General features: G+C 45.6%; 19 protein-coding genes. 12 read left to right on the plus strand and 7 right to left on the minus strand.

Translation table 11 applies throughout. From position 1 onward, the window contains the following. Positions 1-2 precede the first annotated feature (2 nt). From Aso01_RS04230 to Aso01_RS04260, 7 genes are all read left to right on the plus strand, one after another. Positions 3-608: a hypothetical protein gene (locus Aso01_RS04230; protein ID WP_004933685.1), complete on the plus strand. Its 606-nt coding sequence runs from the start codon at positions 3-5 to the stop codon at positions 606-608. Between the two features lie 37 nt (positions 609-645). Next, positions 646-1365, plus strand: a complete 720-nt coding sequence (gene purC / locus Aso01_RS04235) for a phosphoribosylaminoimidazolesuccinocarboxamide synthase (RefSeq protein ID WP_004933683.1) — start codon at positions 646-648, stop codon at positions 1363-1365. A gap of 488 nt (positions 1366-1853) precedes the next feature. Further along, complete coding sequence (locus tag Aso01_RS04240; protein WP_004933682.1) at positions 1854-2639, plus strand: transporter substrate-binding domain-containing protein; 786 nt, start codon at positions 1854-1856, stop codon at positions 2637-2639. Positions 2640-2672: 33 nt separating this feature from the next. Then, the gene (locus tag Aso01_RS04245) at positions 2673-3338 is read left to right on the plus strand and encodes an amino acid ABC transporter permease (RefSeq protein WP_004933680.1); all 666 of its coding nucleotides are present in this window, start codon (positions 2673-2675) and stop codon (positions 3336-3338) included. Between the two features lie 2 nt (positions 3339-3340). Further along, positions 3341-4009: an amino acid ABC transporter permease gene (locus tag Aso01_RS04250; protein ID WP_004933676.1), complete on the plus strand. Its 669-nt coding sequence runs from the start codon at positions 3341-3343 to the stop codon at positions 4007-4009. Further along, entirely contained in the window at positions 3987-4718 is a 732-nt protein-coding gene (locus Aso01_RS04255; RefSeq protein ID WP_004933673.1) for an amino acid ABC transporter ATP-binding protein, read from the plus strand. The genes Aso01_RS04250 and Aso01_RS04255 overlap by 23 nt, the downstream gene beginning before the upstream one ends. Positions 4719-4926: 208 nt before the next feature. Beyond that, a complete protein-coding gene (locus Aso01_RS04260) occupies positions 4927-5781 on the plus strand; it encodes a formate/nitrite transporter family protein (RefSeq protein ID WP_004933670.1) in 855 nt (284 codons plus the stop codon). Here Aso01_RS04260 and Aso01_RS04265 read toward each other — a convergent pair. The 6 genes from Aso01_RS04265 to Aso01_RS04285 form a co-directional block, all read right to left on the minus strand. After that, positions 5778-7814, minus strand: coding sequence for a putative bifunctional diguanylate cyclase/phosphodiesterase (locus Aso01_RS04265; protein ID WP_004933667.1), 2037 nt, complete (start codon positions 7812-7814; stop codon positions 5778-5780). The two genes, Aso01_RS04260 and Aso01_RS04265, sit on opposite strands and share 4 nt — an antisense overlap. A 222-nt stretch (positions 7815-8036) precedes the next feature. After that, entirely contained in the window at positions 8037-8195 is a 159-nt protein-coding gene (locus tag Aso01_RS15860) for a hypothetical protein (protein WP_004933664.1), read from the minus strand. Positions 8196-8295: 100 nt separating this feature from the next. Then, positions 8296-9570 carry a replication-associated recombination protein A gene (locus tag Aso01_RS04270; protein WP_025096028.1) on the minus strand — a complete coding sequence of 425 codons (1275 nt, stop codon included), beginning with the start codon at positions 9568-9570 and terminating at the stop codon, positions 8296-8298. Positions 9571-9649: 79 nt separating this feature from the next. Next, positions 9650-10837 (minus strand): ASDC family class C beta-lactamase, encoded by a 1188-nt coding sequence (gene blaASDC / locus Aso01_RS04275; RefSeq protein WP_004933657.1) that lies wholly within the window; start codon positions 10835-10837, stop codon positions 9650-9652. Further along, positions 10838-12028: a PQQ-dependent sugar dehydrogenase gene (locus tag Aso01_RS04280; protein ID WP_004933654.1), complete on the minus strand. Its 1191-nt coding sequence runs from the start codon at positions 12026-12028 to the stop codon at positions 10838-10840. Between the two features lie 122 nt (positions 12029-12150). Continuing rightward, entirely contained in the window at positions 12151-12564 is a 414-nt protein-coding gene (locus Aso01_RS04285; protein ID WP_004933651.1) for a Cd(II)/Pb(II)-responsive transcriptional regulator, read from the minus strand. 64 nt (positions 12565-12628) lie between these two features. Here Aso01_RS04285 and Aso01_RS04290 point away from each other — a divergent pair, with 64 nt between their 5' ends. Continuing rightward, positions 12629-13267: a cation efflux transmembrane domain-containing protein gene (locus Aso01_RS04290; RefSeq protein WP_004933648.1), complete on the plus strand. Its 639-nt coding sequence runs from the start codon at positions 12629-12631 to the stop codon at positions 13265-13267. Here the strand turns inward: Aso01_RS04290 and Aso01_RS04295 are convergent. Then, on the minus strand, positions 13264-13716 hold the full coding sequence (locus Aso01_RS04295) for a YcgN family cysteine cluster protein (RefSeq protein ID WP_004933643.1): 453 nt from the start codon (positions 13714-13716) through the stop codon (positions 13264-13266). The genes Aso01_RS04290 and Aso01_RS04295 overlap by 4 nt on opposite strands. Before the next feature lie 187 nt (positions 13717-13903). On the opposite strand from Aso01_RS04295, the gene Aso01_RS04300 reads away from it, so the two are divergent. The 4 genes from Aso01_RS04300 (at position 13904) to mutY (ending at position 16587) form a co-directional block, all read left to right on the plus strand. Then, positions 13904-14062, plus strand: a complete 159-nt coding sequence (locus Aso01_RS04300) for a DUF1328 domain-containing protein (RefSeq protein WP_004933640.1) — start codon at positions 13904-13906, stop codon at positions 14060-14062. A 194-nt stretch (positions 14063-14256) separates the two neighbouring features. Then, positions 14257-15000 (plus strand): dienelactone hydrolase family protein, encoded by a 744-nt coding sequence (locus tag Aso01_RS04305; protein WP_004933637.1) that lies wholly within the window; start codon positions 14257-14259, stop codon positions 14998-15000. 59 nt (positions 15001-15059) lie between these two features. Next, positions 15060-15422, plus strand: coding sequence for an HIT family protein (locus tag Aso01_RS04310; RefSeq protein WP_004933633.1), 363 nt, complete (start codon positions 15060-15062; stop codon positions 15420-15422). A gap of 130 nt (positions 15423-15552) precedes the next feature. Beyond that, positions 15553-16587, plus strand: coding sequence for an A/G-specific adenine glycosylase (gene mutY / locus Aso01_RS04315; protein ID WP_004933631.1), 1035 nt, complete (start codon positions 15553-15555; stop codon positions 16585-16587). The last annotated feature ends 7 nt before the right edge of the window (positions 16588-16594 follow it).

Here is a 16594-nt window from a genome sequence, read left to right on the forward strand (position 1 = left end):
TTATGATGCAGTTACGTCTTGGGTTTACCTTCGCAATCGCCAGTATCGCTTTGGCCGGTTGTAACAGCTTGAGTTTAAATAATCATTCTTTGGACTATAAAAAAGCATCTAATGTTGCTCCGCTTGAATTGCCTGCCAATGCAACCATGCGCCCGTTTACACCGCTGTATCCGGCGCCGATTGTTGATGATCTGGCAATTCAGCATGCACCAAATTTTGAAAATAAACGCGGTAACCGCTATGCAGCGCCTCGTCCGGAACAGGTACAAGCGCAACCTGCAACTGCATCTAATACCAGCATGAGCATGAGTCGTCCGCGTTTGGTGACCGATGGAAACAAAAATCCGTTATTGCAAATTGACGGTCCATCAGAAGCGGTATGGCAATACACCATGGCGACGCTCAGCAGCATGAACTACACCGTGATTGCACAAGACAAAAATGCGTATCAAGCCACCATTAAAGTGGGTGAGCAAGTTTTTGTCCTCAGATTAACTGCCGTTGGTACAAGTAACAATCTGGCACTGTTTACGCCAAGTAACAGCTTTGCCGATACAGCGACTGCCAACCAAGTGTTAAACCAGATTAACCAAAACTGGCCAGCCTAGACTCTCTAGGCGATTTTTTTTTGAAAAAGGTTCCCCCATGTTAAAACAAACCTTGCTCTATACTGGCAAAGCAAAATCTGTATACGAGACAGACAGCGCAGACCATTTGATTTTAGTCTTTCGTGATGATGCCTCCGCGTTCAATGGCGAAAAAATCGAACAACTAGATCGTAAGGGCAAGGTCAACAACCGTTTTAATGCCTTTATTATGGAAAAACTGGCCGAAGCAGGTATCGAAACGCATTTTGAACAGCTGCTTACACCAAACGAAGTGTTGGTGAAAAAGCTCGACATGATTCCAGTCGAGTGCGTGATTCGTAACTATGCGGCAGGTTCATTGTGCCGTCGCTTAGGTGTAGAAGAAGGCAAAGAACTGACTCCGCCAACATTTGAATTGTTCTTTAAAGACGATGGCCTTGGCGATCCAATGGTGAACGAATCTCAAGCCATTGCTTTAGGCTGGGCGACAGCGGATCAGTTGGCTAAAATGAAAGAACTTACCTATCAAGTCAATGATGTGCTAAAAGCATTGTTTGATGCGGGTAACATGATTCTGGTCGATTTCAAACTTGAATTTGGTGTGTTCCACGACCGTATCGTCCTTGGTGATGAGTTCTCTCCAGACGGTTGCCGTTTGTGGGACAAAGACACCAAGAAGAAACTTGATAAAGACCGTTTCCGCCAAGGTTTAGGCGGCGTGGTTGAAGCCTACGAAGAAGTGGCAGCACGCTTGGGTATCGATTTAACAGATATCTAATTGTCTTGTGTTTAAAAAAAACAGCGCTTGGCGCTGTTTTTTTATGTTTGCTCCATCTTTATTTTCTTAGTCTATCGTCGAAGGCAATTCTGGTGCAAAAATTAAGCATCGATCAAAAATGATCCAAAAAAGTACATTTTAATGCATTTAGAACATTCATCCACTACTTACTTCACTATATCAACCACATTAAGATACTGAAAAATATTATTTTTTTAAAAAATATTTTTTAGTATTCGATTCAGCCTCGATATCGATGTTTATCTTCTGGTCTGACCTGGTCTTACCAGAAGGGGCTATTTCCGTTTTTTTATACTCATTATTAAGCATTTTAAATAGTCCAACTTTTTATTGATTCAATTATGAAAACCTTAAAGCAATTTAAAATCATATACTTATATTAATTAATTTTCTTTTTTTCATCATGGCATGGTTGTTGCTAAATCTAGATACACAATCTGTTCTCCCCTATGCTTGCTGGAGTGACCATGTCAAACCGTACATCCTTTGTTTTTGCTTTAACCACGCTTTCTGCTGTTTTAGTTTCAAACTTTGCTCATGCCGATGCCCTAGCCGATATTAAAAAAGCCGGTGTAATTAAAATTGCAATTCCGCAAGATTTTCCGCCATTTGGCACTGTGGGGACCGATTTAAAAGCACAGGGCTACGATATTGATGTGGCCAAACTGATTGCACAAGATTTAGGAGTAAAATTGCAATTGGTGCCAGTCACCAGTGCCAACCGTATTCCCTATCTGACCACCAAAAAAGTGGATTTGGTGATTTCAAGTTTAGGTAAAAATCCTGAGCGAGAAAAAGTCATTGATTTTGCTGGACCCTATGCGCCTTTTTATAATGGCGTGTTTGGACAAAAGAATATCGCGGTAAAATCTGCTGCGGATTTAGCGGGTAAAACGATTGCCGTCACACGTGGTTCAATCGAAGATTTAGAGCTGAGCAAAGTCGCACCAAGCTCAACCACCATTAAGCGTTTTGAAGACAATAACTCGACCGTATCGGCTTTTTACTCAGGTCAGGTGAATTTGATTGCAACTGGCAACGTGGTCGCGGGAAGCTTAAGTAAACACTTTAGCAAAAAGCCGCTTGATACCAAATTCATTATTAAAAACTCGCCATGTTATATCGGTCTAAATAAAGGCGAAGCAGCTTTACAAGGCAAGCTCAATGCCATTATTAAAACCGCAAAAAGTAACGGTCAGCTCAATCGAATTTCGGTGCAATGGTTGGGTGCTCCTCTTCCAAAACAACTCTAATGTCACCCACGTCCGTTTGAATGAGAGATCGAGATGGCCTACGAGTTTGAGTTTTCCAGTGTTCTGCCCTACACCGGCATGATTGCCGAAGGGCTGGGCCGTACAGTGGTGCTAACACTGATTGGTACGGTGTTTGGCTTGGCACTGGGGGTGATTGGGGGAGCATGCCGTGCTTGGCGTATTCAACCGGTCAGTGCCATGTTTCGGATTTATGTCGAAGTGATCCGTAATACCCCGTTTCTGGTGCAGTTGTTTTTTATTTTCTTTGGCTTACCCGCCATTGGCGTGACCATGAATGCATGGACTGCATCCATTTTGGCCATGATTATCAATTTGGGTGCTTATAGTACCGAAATCGTTCGTGCTGGTATTCAGGCCACGCCCAAAGGTCAAATCGAGGCAGCAGCTTCACTGGCCATGACCCGCTTTCAAATTTTGCGACATGTGGTTTTGCCACCGTCACTGGGTCGGGTCTGGCCAGCGCTGTGTAGCCAAATTATTATTGTGATGCTGGGTTCTTCGGTGTGTTCGCAAATTTCGATGGAAGAACTCACCTTTGTCGCCAACTTTATTCAGTCGCGTAATTTCCGTGGCTTTGAAATCTATATTGTGGTGGCGGTGCTGTATCTGGTGTTGGCGGTATGCGTTCGCGCAATCTTGATGCGAATTGGACGTGTCTGCTTTAAAGGGAGCGTTTAATCATGATGATGATGCAAGAATTTACGCTCTGGAACATTATTCAAAATCTGCTGAATGGCTTGGGTTGGTCATTACTGTTATCGCTGATGGTGTTTGTGCTCGGTGGCTTGTGTGGCTTACTGGTTCTAATGCTTCGGATTAACCCAGATCCGATATTACAAAAAGTTGCTGTGGTGTATATCGAATTTTTTCAGGGTACGCCGCTGCTGATTCAATTATTTATGACCTTTTTTGGCCTGTCACTGTTGGGTATTGATATTTCACCATGGGCTGCTGCTGCCTTTTCACTCACAGCCTATGCCGCTGCCTATTTTGCCGAAATCTGGCGCGGCTGTGTACAAGCGATTCCAAGCGGTCAATGGGAAGCGGCTGCAAGCCTTGCGATGACACGTTTACAGCAGTTTCGTTATGTGATTTTGCCTCAGGCAACTCGTATCGCCATTGCACCAACAGTCGGGTTTTCCGTACAGATTGTAAAAGCCACTGCCGTTACCTCGATCATTGGTTTTACCGAACTGACCAAAACGGGTTCTGTACTGGCCAACGCCACCTTTGAACCATTCTTGGTTTTTGGATTGGTTGCGATCGGTTATTTCATCTTGTGTTATCCACTGTCTGCCTTGGCAGCTTATCTTGAGAAGAAACTTCATGGCTCTGCTACACATTCATAATTTGCATAAACGCTTTGGCGATCACCATGTACTCAAAGGTATTGGACTAGAAGTGGAAGCTGGTTCAGTGGTGTCGATTATTGGCCGCAGTGGTTCGGGCAAAAGTACTTTGTTACGATCAATCAATGGCCTCGAAACCATCGATGAAGGATACATCGAGGTCGATGGAACCTTACTTGAAGTCGGGCAAACCGATTTAACGGCACTGCGCCTAAAAGTCGGGATGATTTTTCAGCAGTTTAATTTATTTCCACATTTGAGCGTGATTCAAAATGTGATGCTGGCGGTCCAGATTGTCAAAAAAGTCGATAAGGCGGCGACTCGTGATCTGGCCATGCTGATGCTGGATAAAGTTGGTTTAAAACACAAAGCCGATGCCATGCCGAGTCAGCTTTCTGGCGGACAGCAGCAGCGTGTTGCGATTGCACGTGCATTGGCCATGTCGCCTAAAATCTTGCTCTGTGACGAGATTACCTCGGCACTCGATCCAGAATTGGTCAATGAAGTTTTGGCAGTCGTACGAGACTTGGCCCAAGATGGCATGACCTTGATCATGGTCACGCATGAAATGCGCTTTGCCCGTGACGTGGGCGATTACTTGCTGTTTATGCATGAAGGTCGCGTACATGAATACGGCCGTGCTAAAGAATTATTTGCAGCACCGCAAACCGATGAATTACGTTCGTTTATTCATTTAACTCACGCCTAAAACCTGTTCAGGGCAATTCATCTGCAGGATGTATTGCCTACTTTTTTCTACCGTCCTCAGTGATCTAAGATTACATAAATCACCTCGTTGAATACTGGACTCTTTGTAAAAATCTTATAAAAATAAAGAGAATAACACGCATAAATCAATGCCAGATGCTGGCTTATATGCATTTCAAAATCACATGATCACAATAAAGGAAATTGCAATGAGCGAGACTGAAAAAGAAAAAGCCGAGGTTGAAAAAGAAAAAAACGACAACAATCTAAGCTGGCAAGAGCGAATGGCAGTGGAAGAACACGAAAAGCTTTCGCCCCGCTTGGTTTATGAAATTATCCGCCGCGATGGCATTGAGGAGCTGAACCGTCCGACCAAGGCGCTGATTTTCTCGGGTATTACCGCAGGCGTGATTATCAGCTTCTCCTTTGTTTTTAAGGCCATTCTAACCGCCTACTTGCCCGCAGATACACTTTGGGTAGATCTGGTCACCAACATGGGCTACACGGTCGGATTTGTACTGGTCATTATTGGACACATGCAACTTTTTACCGAAAACACCATTACTACGGTGGTTCCACTCTTTAATCCGTTTACCTTTGATAAGCTCAAAGGCGTATTTCGGCTGTGGAGTATTGTATTTGTCTGCAATTTAATCGGAACGGCGCTGGCGGCCTTATTTTTACTCAACGCCCAGCTTTTTCCACCAGAAGTTGATCAGGCTTTACACGAGCTGGCCCATCATGTAGCTGCGTTGAGTGCCACAGACAATATTATTAAGGGAATCCCTGCGGGTATCCTGATTGCATCCTTGGTCTGGATGCTCCCTTCGGCCACCAACAAGTTTTTACTGATTTTCTTTATTACCTATCTGATGGGTTTGGGCGGATTTACACATGTGATCGTCGGCTCGGCAGAAATGGCCTACTGGGTATATCAGGGGCAGGCATCGCTTTATGACTATGTGCTTCAGTTTTTACTTCCGACCACCTTGGGCAATATTTTGGGAGGAACAGGCGTGTTTACCTTACTGATTTACGGACAGGTGAATGAAGAACTGGACTAATCGTGCAGCGTCTTGATCGGTAGTGGTCGCCCAAACAAAAAGCCCTGAAAACTAAAGCATTGGTTTTCTTTTAGGCAGTCGAGCTGCTCTTGAGTTTCGACGCCTTCGGCGACAATATTCAAATCAAGCAGATGCGCTAAACGGATAATCGTATTCACAATCGCCAGATCGCGCGGATTATCCACAATATTTTTTACAAAGGATCGATCGATCTTGAGCTGATCTAAAGGCAATAGCTTCAAGTAATTCAGCGATGAGTAGCCCGTGCCAAAATCGTCCATCGAAAAGCGAACGCCAATTTCGATCAGTTTTTTCATTTTTTGAATTGAACTGTGCATATCGCGATAAAACATACTTTCGGTCAGTTCTAAACGCAGGCGATGAGGATTGGCCTCTGTTTCGCGAATGATCTGCATGACGTTGTCTTCAAAATCGGATTGGCGAAATTGCTGTACACTAATATTGACCGATACCGTCCAGTGCGCCGAATGTTCATGCTGGCTCCATTGGTACAACTGCTGACAAGCCATCCGTAACACGCGATTGCCAATATGATGGATCAGATCCGATTTCTCGGCCTGTTCAATAAATTCGCCAGGTAAAATCAGCCCCCGTACCGGATGAATCCAGCGCAATAATGCTTCATAGCCAATAATGGTTTTATGCTGATCCACAATAGCCTGATAATACAACTCGAACTCATCTCGAATCAGCGCCTGCCGTAAATCTGAAATGAGCGAGGCGCGTGACACCACCTGCGATTCCATCAAAGGATCGAAGGTACAAATGCAGTTTTTTCCGTTGGCCTTGGCTTGATAGAGCGCCATATCCGCATATTTGAGCAGTGCATTTTGTGGAATGGAATCATCTTTAAATACAAAAATTCCGATACTGGCACTGGTTTGAATGACCTGATTTTCAAGTACAAAAGGCTGATAAATCACTTGAGAAATACGCTCTGCAATCGAATGTGCCTGCTGATGCGCTGTGGCCTCATCTTCACTTAAGTGAGACAGAATAATCAGCAGCTCATCACCACCCAGACGTGCCGTGGTTTCTGTTTCCCGCACACATTTGCTGACCCGTTTCGCCACCATTTTGAGTAAATGATCGCCGTAGTCGTGCCCCAAGGTATCATTGACCGTTTTAAAGTTGTCCAGATCCATCATCATGATTGCACTATGATGTTGCTCGTCTTTACTGGCCTGAATCACCTGCTTTAGTCGCTCTTTGACATAGCGTCGATTGGGCAGTCCGGTTAATTCGTCATACAGCGCCATGTACTTGGCATGATCTTCGGAAGATTTCAACTGCGTGATATCGGTTCGGATAGAAATATAATTCTTTAATAAACCATTGTTGTCTTTAAGCGGCACAATGGTGGTATCGACCCAGTACAAATTGCCATGTTTGGTACGATTACAGATCTCACCTTTCCAAATCTGTCCTTGAGCAATGGTTTTCCACATGGTTTTAAAAAATGTCCGTGGATGATAGCCCGAGTTGATAATTTTATGCGTGCTGCCCACCAGTTCGTGATATTCATACTGCGAGATATCACAAAATTTCTCGTTCACATGGGTGATGATGCCACGATGATCGGTGATGGCCACAATCGAATGCGCATCGATCGCCAATTTGTAGTTTTCAAAATCTTTCAGAATTTTCGCAAGCTGCTGCTGCATGCTAAGCTGATCAGCTTGTTCAATCACACTGAGGGTGATGCCCGCGACCTGCTGATCGCCTGAAAAATAAGGCGATACAAAGGCCATTTTAGAGAGAGTGCCCTGCTTGTGACATTGAATCTGCCAGCAGGCCTGTCCCGAGTGTCCCTCAATTGCGGGTTGCAATAAGGGATAAATATGCTGCCACCAGTCATCTGGAAGTAGATCTTGCAAATCGCGTTGCTGACATACCGCGACATCCATGTTAACGCGTTCAAAGAATGCGGCATTTCCACCACACACCGTCATATTTTTATTTAAATAAGTGATGCTATTAACTGTATGATCCAGATTTAAACTACTTTCCACTTTTATATCAGCACTATTTTATTTTATAGACAAATCTGTCTATAAGTATAACATCATTTGTCACCCGTTTTATTTGGCATAAAAAATCTATTTAAATATTAGAAACATACTTTTACTATAAATTATAATTTTTTAAATTGTTCATTTTTAATAGATTAATTTGAAGATATATTCATGATTAACGGATCGATGGTATTTGATCCGTTATAATCTGCTTAAGCATTATGACATTTTATCTGTTGTATCATTTTCTAAATCCACCAATAACTTTGCAGGATAGACACGATCCCAGTTTTCTTTAAATTTTTTATGGATCGCATCGATTTCAAAGGTACTGGTTTTCGCAACCTGTTGCGCATGTTGAATATCTCGCGCGCGCATGTATGCAATTCAAACTGCTTCAACATCCATTCTTTTTTACCCATTTTTCTCATAATTCTATTGATAGAACTCTCATCTTCCTTGATGGGAGTTCCTTTGATTATTGTTGCTGCTGCTCGTGTTGCCAGCGACGTTGCTGTAAACGCTCACCTTCGACTTCACGCTTGTTTCGGGCGTATTCGTATAGCTTGGTGCCTTTGAGTTCAGGCGGCAAATACTCTTGCTCTACAAAATGCTCCGGATAATGATGTGGATACAGATAATCCACACCATAGCCCTGCTGCTTCATCAGTTTGGTCGGTGCGTTGCGTAAATGCAATGGTACAGGCAAATTGGCGGTTTTTTCTGCCAAAGCCAAGGCCCGATCGATGGCCAGATAAGTGCTGTTACTTTTTGGACTCGTAGCCAGATATACAGCACACTGGCCCAAAATAATTCGCGCTTCGGGCATGCCCACAGCCTGTACTGAGCGAAAACATTCCCCTGCCAACAGCAATGCATTTGGGTTGGAGTTGCCAATATCTTCAGAAGCGGCAATCAGCATGCGTCGTGCAATAAATACGGGATCTTCTCCGCCTTTAAGCATTCGTGCCATCCAGTACAGCGCTGCATCCGGATCACTCCCGCGAATCGATTTGATAAAGGCCGAAACGATATCGTAATGCTGTTCACCCGATTTGTCGTAGCGGGCAATATTTTGTTGTGCCACCTTAACCGTTACAGCATTGGTGACCAGATTTTCCTGATCAGGCTCAAAAGTACTGGCAATTAAGTCGATCAGGTTGAGTGCCTTACGGGCATCACCAGCGGCGAACTGAAGCAGCGCATCGTATTCTTCAATATGAATATGGCGCGCTTTTAAAAAGGCATCCGAATCGAGCGCTCGATCAATTAAGCGTTGTATGGCATTTGCATCGAGCACATTCAAGGTATATACCTGACAACGCGACAATAGCGCACCATTCACCTCAAACGACGGGTTTTCGGTGGTGGCGCCAATCAGGGTAATCTTGCCTTTTTCAACCGCGTTCAGCAGCGCATCTTGCTGCGATTTATTGAACCGATGAATCTCGTCAATAAATACCACGGGAGTCAACAGGTCGCCACTTTCGGCAATCACCTCACGTAGCTCTTTAACCCCGGTATTGAGTGCAGAAAGACTGATAAAAGGCCGATCTACCGCCTGTGCCAACAGCAATGCAATGGTGGTTTTTCCCACTCCGGGTGGCCCCCAGAAAATAATCGAGGGCAAATGGCCCTGATCAATCATCTGACGCAGTGGCGCATGTTCACCCAGCAAATGATCTTGTCCAATAATTTCTGATAAATCGCGTGGACGTAAACGTTCGGGAAGTGGAATATGAGTATCTGACATCATCAAAGACTTTATGGGGTTTTCCTGTAGTCTATTGCGTCTGGTGCAAATCTACAATTTGAATCTACACTGCAACTGATCATTTGTTGTGATTAGACTGAATAAGCTGCGTAAGCGTGGCATAGGCGGCACGAATGCGGGCTTCATTGGGAAAATTACGGTTTGCCAGCATGACCAGTCCAATCTGCTCACTTGGAATAAATACCACATAGGCTGCAAAGCCATTGGTTGCACCAGTTTTGTTTAGCCAAGTTTGTGCTGGCGCTTTGACCGGATGAGCAATCGGCTGAGCCGGCTGTGCATTTAGCGCCATTTGAGTTGAATTACCGGCCAGCAAAGTGTCTAAAGCAACAGGATAGGCATACTGCTCCCACCCCAAACCTTGCTGCATAGGTCCAACCTTAAAATAAGCGATTTGTGTGCTTTCCACTGCTTGTTGCAGGGCAGGTTTGAGTCGCTGTGGATTCAGCTCAGCATCTAAAAACTTGAGCATATCGGCTGAGGTACTTTTGAGCCCATACGCCTGTGCATCAAACATCCCCGGTGAAACCCGAATCGCTTGTTTAGCCTTATAGCCCCACGCGTAATGTGGCATCTGAGCAGTTGGAACCTGAATATAAGTATGGCGCATGCCCAGCGCTACCAGCAAATTGCGCTCCATTAAGGTGGTGTACGGGGCTTTCATGGCTCTCGCCGTCAGTTCTCCCATCAAACCAATGCTCGGATTAGAATATTCACGAATACGGTCTGGGGCTGCTTTGGGCTGCCACTGCTGAAAATACTTGACCATGTCGGATTGAGTGGTGACCTGCTCGGGAAACTGTAGCGGAAAGCCCCCTGCGGTATAGGTACCCAAATTCAGTAGCGTAGCCTGATTCACGGCGCTTTGTTTTAACTCTGGAAAATACTGTGCGGGATGATCGCTGAGTTTCAGGTTGCCCTGTGCTTGTGCATAACCTGTTAGGGTCGCTGTAAACAGTTTACTCACGGAACCAAGTTCAAATAGTGTTTGCTCAGAAACCGCCTGCTGGGTTTGTACGGATGCCACACCATAATGACGGTAGTAATGCCGTCCATGCATGGTGACTGCAACGGACATACCCGGAATCTGATACTGATCGATCAATGGCTGAAAATGCTGATCGATTTGATGCTGGACTTGCTGCGCACTCAGCGGCTGAGCGGCGACTGCAGTGCAGGAAATGAATCCTGCCATGCAGCCGGTAAAAGTGAACGATGCGATACGATGTAAATAAGTGGATTTCATTTAAAGTCTGTCGGTTGATGATTTGGGCATTAATTTGAGTAGGCTGGCATTTGCGCCATCTTGAATCACCCAAAGACTTCCATCTTTGGCGGCATGCACGCCTCGAATCCGATGTTGCATATCAATGCGCTGTACTTCCTGTACGGGTTGCGATTGAAGATCAACCACCACAATGGATTCAGAAGATAACCCGCCGATAATGGCTTTATCTTTCCATGCTGGAAAGGCGCTATGCTGGTAAATAATCATACTGGACGGAGAAATAACCGGTGTCCAGCTCACCTCAGGCGCTTGAAATTCTGGGCGAGTATCGTGATCGGGAATTGGCTTTCCTGAATAATGATCACCATTGGAAACAATCGGATAGCCATAGTTGGCACCTTTCACAATCCGATTCAGCTCGTCACCGCCTTTGGGGCCCATTTCAACGACCCACAACTGACCTTTGGCATCGAAGGCCATACCCAACGGGTTACGATGACCCAGTGACCAGATTTGCGCAGCAACACCACCTTGACTGGCGAATGGATTCCCGGTTGCTGGCGTGCCATCGTCATTTAAGCGCACAATTTTGCCCAAATTCGACGTCATATCCTGCGCTGGATCAAACTTTTGTCGTTCGCCCGAACTGATCCAGAGTTTACCTTCCTGATCAAAAGCTAAACGATGTGCATAGTGGCCCTGTCCCGACATTTTGGGCACTTGCGTCCAGATTTTTTGAATATCGGTCAAACGTGGCTGTGCTGCACGGGTCTGATCGAGTTTGGCGCGGATTACCACTGCACCGTATCCACCGGTGCCTGCCTCAGCATAGCTCAGATAAATCCAAGAATTTCGCGCGTAATCGGGATGCACAATTACATCGCCCAATCCGCCCTGCCCGCCATAACTGACTTTCGGCACACCCGCAACCTCAAGACTTTTTTGAGTGGCTGGGTCAAATAGTTTAAGCTTGCCTTGACGCTCGGTGATCAGTAATCGATCATCGGGCAATGTGGTCAGCGCCCAAGGCTCATCAAATTTGGCAACCGCTTCCTGGTTAAATGTTTGCTCTACGCGGGTTGCCTGTTGCACGCTTGAGCTGCTTTGCGAATTGGATTGGGGTGCTTTGGAGTTGGTGTTGTTTGCACCGCACGCCCCCAACAAAATAAAGCTACTACACAGTATCGACGTGGCAAATTGCTTCGTCATCTCGTTATACTCCTGAGTCTTTGATCTTGTAGCATAAAAAATTCAGACTCGGCACAATGCTGTGAATATGTAGTTTTGTTTTACCAGATATGTCGAGAGACTAGCACAGTCAATCAAGACGACTAGATTGAGGGATCATGCTCTTTGAGCGTTTGTACAATTTTACAGTCGTCGATGGTCGTACTTGACTGACAACGTTGCCTGAGTTGTTGCAGCTCGGTTTTAAAGCGTTCAAACTGTTTGATTTTTTCATTGATGTGGCCCAAATGTATTTCGATCGCCTGATCGACCAGCGTACATTGCTGTTCAGAATGCTCCAGCAATTGCTGCAATTCCTCAATCTCTTTTAAAGACATCCCAAGCTCTCGACAATGTCGTATAAAAATCAGTTGATCCAGTGCCTGATCATCATAGTAACGATAGTTATTGTCTGCACGTTTGGGTGCTTTGAGCACACCACGTTTTTCATAGAAACGGATGCTGTCGACAGAAACCTGCGATTTTTTTGCCAATTCACCAATTAAATATTTCATCATGTGCTTGACCTTGGAGCGGCTCCAGCCTTTTTACTCAGCTTATCCCATACTGAGGAACTTGCATATGGCTGGCTGCTGTCAACATCACCCACCCGAAAAATATCAGAGTGCTAAATTTAAGACGGCATTATGGATTGCACTTTTACTAAATCTTGGCATGTTTTTGATTGAAGTTTTCGGCGGTGCACATATTGGCTCGACTTCGCTATGGGCCGATGCACTGGATTTCTTGGGTGATTCCGTCAATTACATCATCTCGATTTTTGCGTTGGGCATGAGTCTGTACTGGCGGGCCACCGTTGCACTGCTTAAAGGCCTGACCATGGGGATCTTTGCCCTGATTGTATTGCTTAAAGTACTCTGGTCGATATTCTACGGCATGGCGCCTGAAGCAATGGCTATGGGTGCAATTGGCTTTATGGGCTTAATGGCCAATCTGATCAGCGCGCTTGTACTGTTTGCCTTTCGCGATGGCGATGCCAATATGAAATCGGTGTGGCTGTGTAGCCGTAACGATGCGATTGGAAATTGCGCCATTATGCTGGCTGCACTCGGTGTGTTTGGTACCCAAAGCATCTGGCCCGATCTGGTGGTGGCCTCAATCATGGCCTTTTTGGGTTTGACTGCCGCATGGAGCGTTACTCAGCAATCACTTCAAGAGCGTCGGGACAGCCAAGTCATACAAAGCCGTACAGCAGATTAACGAATCCAGCGTACGATGTATTCCTCGATATCGTCTTCATGTACCTCGGTTTCTGAAATACATCGCCCTGCTGCTGATTTGCGTGCTTTCAGCATACTTTGCCTTGAGCCCGTATTTAAATAATGCCATGAAGGTAAGTTTTTCCCCTCATTTAAGCGCCGATAGGCACAGCTCGACGGTAACCAACGAATGCTTTGCAAACGCTCAGGTGTCAGTTGAATACAGTCGGGCACGCTGGCTTGACGATTTTCATAATCAGAGCAACGCGCAGTGTTGCAGTCGAGCAGTTTGCAGGCCACCTGCGTATAGGCAATCTCATGCGTGTCTTCATCTTCAAGTTTAATCAGACAGCACAGGCCGCAACCGTCACACAGGGCTTCCCACTCTGCTGTATTGAGTGCATCGAGCGGATAGTGTTTCCAAAATTGGGGACGCAGTGCGGTGGTCATAGTGAATATCTCGGTACCAGAGCCTAAAGTATAACACTCTTTGCTGGCCCTTCGTGGTTGAGCGACCTTGTAACAAATGTTTCCTCAAGATGCTGTGTTTTATACATTTTCGCCACATAAACAACACATAGCCATCTGAAATTTCGCTCTATATTGAAAGAACGATAAATATAAGGAGATCAAAAAAATGTTCCGTTGGGCGATTATATTTGCAGTGATTGCACTTATTGCGAGTCTGTTAGGGTTTGGTGGCGTTGCTGGCTTGTCCAAAGATTTCGCAGTGATCTTACTCGTAGTTGCTGTTATTTTGGCAATTATCGGATTTATCTCGCGTGGTAGGGTATAACGATTCATTCGTGTCTATACGCTTCAACCATAAAAAAGAGGGACCGTACTGTACGGTCCTTCTTTTTTATCTTGAAAATCTGACATCAACCCACTATTTTTTTTGAACATCCTGAGACCATGTAGCAGGCTCTTTGAGTCACATAGTGCCTGATCTGCACAAGCTGACTTTTATTCTTTATAAGGATTTAACCCATGACAGCATCGATTATTACCCGTGAAATTGAGTACACCGCAAAGGACGGCACCCATCTGATTGGTTTTTTTGCAGCCCCCGCTACTAAAAGCCCGGTTGCAGGTGTGATTGTGGCACCTGAATGGTGGGGTCGCACCGACTATACGCTACAGCGTGCTCGTGAATTGGCCGAGCATGGTTATGCGGCACTGGCGATCGATATGTATGGCGAGAAAAAAGTGACCACAGAGGCAGCCCAGGCCAATGAGTGGATGACGCAAACCTTTCAAGATCCAGATACCATCGTCACACGTGCAACAGCGGGTCTTGAAACACTCCAAGCACAACCTGAAGTGGATGCAAGTCATGTGGCCGCGATTGGATTTTGTTATGGCGGTAAAGTTGTGCTCGATCTGGCACGCGAAGGCGCGCCCTTAAAAGCGGTCGTTTCGTTTCACGGCACACTCGCCCCGAAAGCACCTGCACAAAAAGGACAAATTCAGGGTGAAATTTTAGTATTACATGGTGAAAAAGACAGCATGGTCACACTTGAAGATGTTGCTAAATTCAAAGAAGAAATGAACAATGCAGAGGTGGACTACAGTGTCGTGGTATTGGAAGGTGCCAAACATGGCTTTAGTAACCCGCTTGCCGATGAACGAGCCAAAGCAAATGGGGTAGATTTAGGCTATAGTGCACAAGCAGAGCAAGACAGTTTGGCTGCTATGTATGCCTTACTTGAACGTCATCTGTGTGCAAAGTGATGTATAAACGGTGCTGGGACACAAGGGTTTAAAGAACAACATCAATCGAGGATATGAAAATGACAGAGAAAAAATGCCCTTATTGTGAATTTGACGACTACGACGTCATTGATAAAAATGATTTTGGTGTAATTTTGCCCGAGGCAAATCCTCTGTCCAAAGGACACTCCATCATCATCCCGATTCGTCATGTCAGTTCTTTTTTTGAAGTGACAGATAAAGAGCGTAAAAGCCTGCTTTCTTTACTCGAACTTGCACGTAATGAACTCAAACTTCGTCATCAACCCGATGGTTTCCATGTGGCTTTTAATGACGGCGATGTCTTTGGAGAAGCGTCTGAGCATCTGCATATTCACATCATTCCACGCTATAAAGGGCAGCAGCTCAAGCTCGATAAGCGCTGGGGGATTGTGCAAGACTAAACCGGCACACGCATAGTATCAGCTTAGGGACGATCAATGATCGTCCCTTTTGCATAGCTTTACTTGCAACGGATAGCTGTGATAATTCAATTTGGGTATACTGACCCCTTCCCTGCCGCTGTATGTTTTCATGTCTGATTTCTGTTTTTCCGATGCATTGCTGACTTGGTTTGATCAACATGGCCGACACGACTTGCCTTGGCAGGTAGCCGATGACCCTTATAAGGTTTGGGTCTCTGAAATCATGTTGCAGCAGACACAAGTCAAAACCGTATTGCAATATTTTGAACGCTTTATGACGCGCTTTCCCACTGTCGATACGTTAGGCAGTGCCACATGGGATGATGTCGCGCCCTACTGGGCCGGTCTGGGCTATTATGCGCGGGCACGCAATCTGCATAAGGCAGCAGGCATCGTACATCGGCAAGGTCATTTTCCTCACGATCTAGACGGCTGGATGGCCTTACCCGGAATTGGACGCTCCACAGCTGGCGCATTGATGTCGCTCGGATTACGTCAGTATGGCGTGATTATGGACGGCAACGTCAAACGTGTCTTATCACGTTTTTTGGCACTTGAAGATGACTTTAGCAAACCTGTCAACGAGCGCATGCTGTGGCAGATTGCAACGCAGCTCTGCCCTCGGCAGCGTAATCACGACTATACCCAAGCGATTATGGATTTAGGTGCAACCATTTGTACGCCTAAAAAACCGTTGTGTTTGTATTGTCCGATGCAGCAGCACTGCAAGGCACATCAGCAAGGCATTGAAAGTGAATTACCTTTTAAGAAGCCCAAAAAACCAGTGCCGATACGCCACGCCGAAGTACTGTTAATCCAGTCGGAACAACAGTGGTTTTGGCAGCAACGCGATGCAAGCGGACTTTGGGGTGGCTTGTGGTGTCTCCCGATTATCGAGCATTCAGGCGAGGTACAGCAATGGGTTAGGGAGTATGGTCTCAGTCCACTGGCACAAAACGTACAGATCAGCCACAGCTTCACCCACTTTACCTGGGTGTTGAATGTACAGATGTTTCACGTGGAACATGATCAAAAGGAGCATCTGATGAGTGCAGCTGCCGGCGAGTGGCTTAGCCCTGAAGAGGCAACATCTCGAGGTATTCCCACCGCGATGAAAAAATTGATCTCTGCGCTGGATTCATGACATAGTG

The sequence above is a fragment of the Acinetobacter soli genome (assembly GCF_000760595.1).
In the GTDB taxonomy this organism is placed as follows: Bacteria; Pseudomonadota; Gammaproteobacteria; order Pseudomonadales; family Moraxellaceae; genus Acinetobacter; species Acinetobacter soli.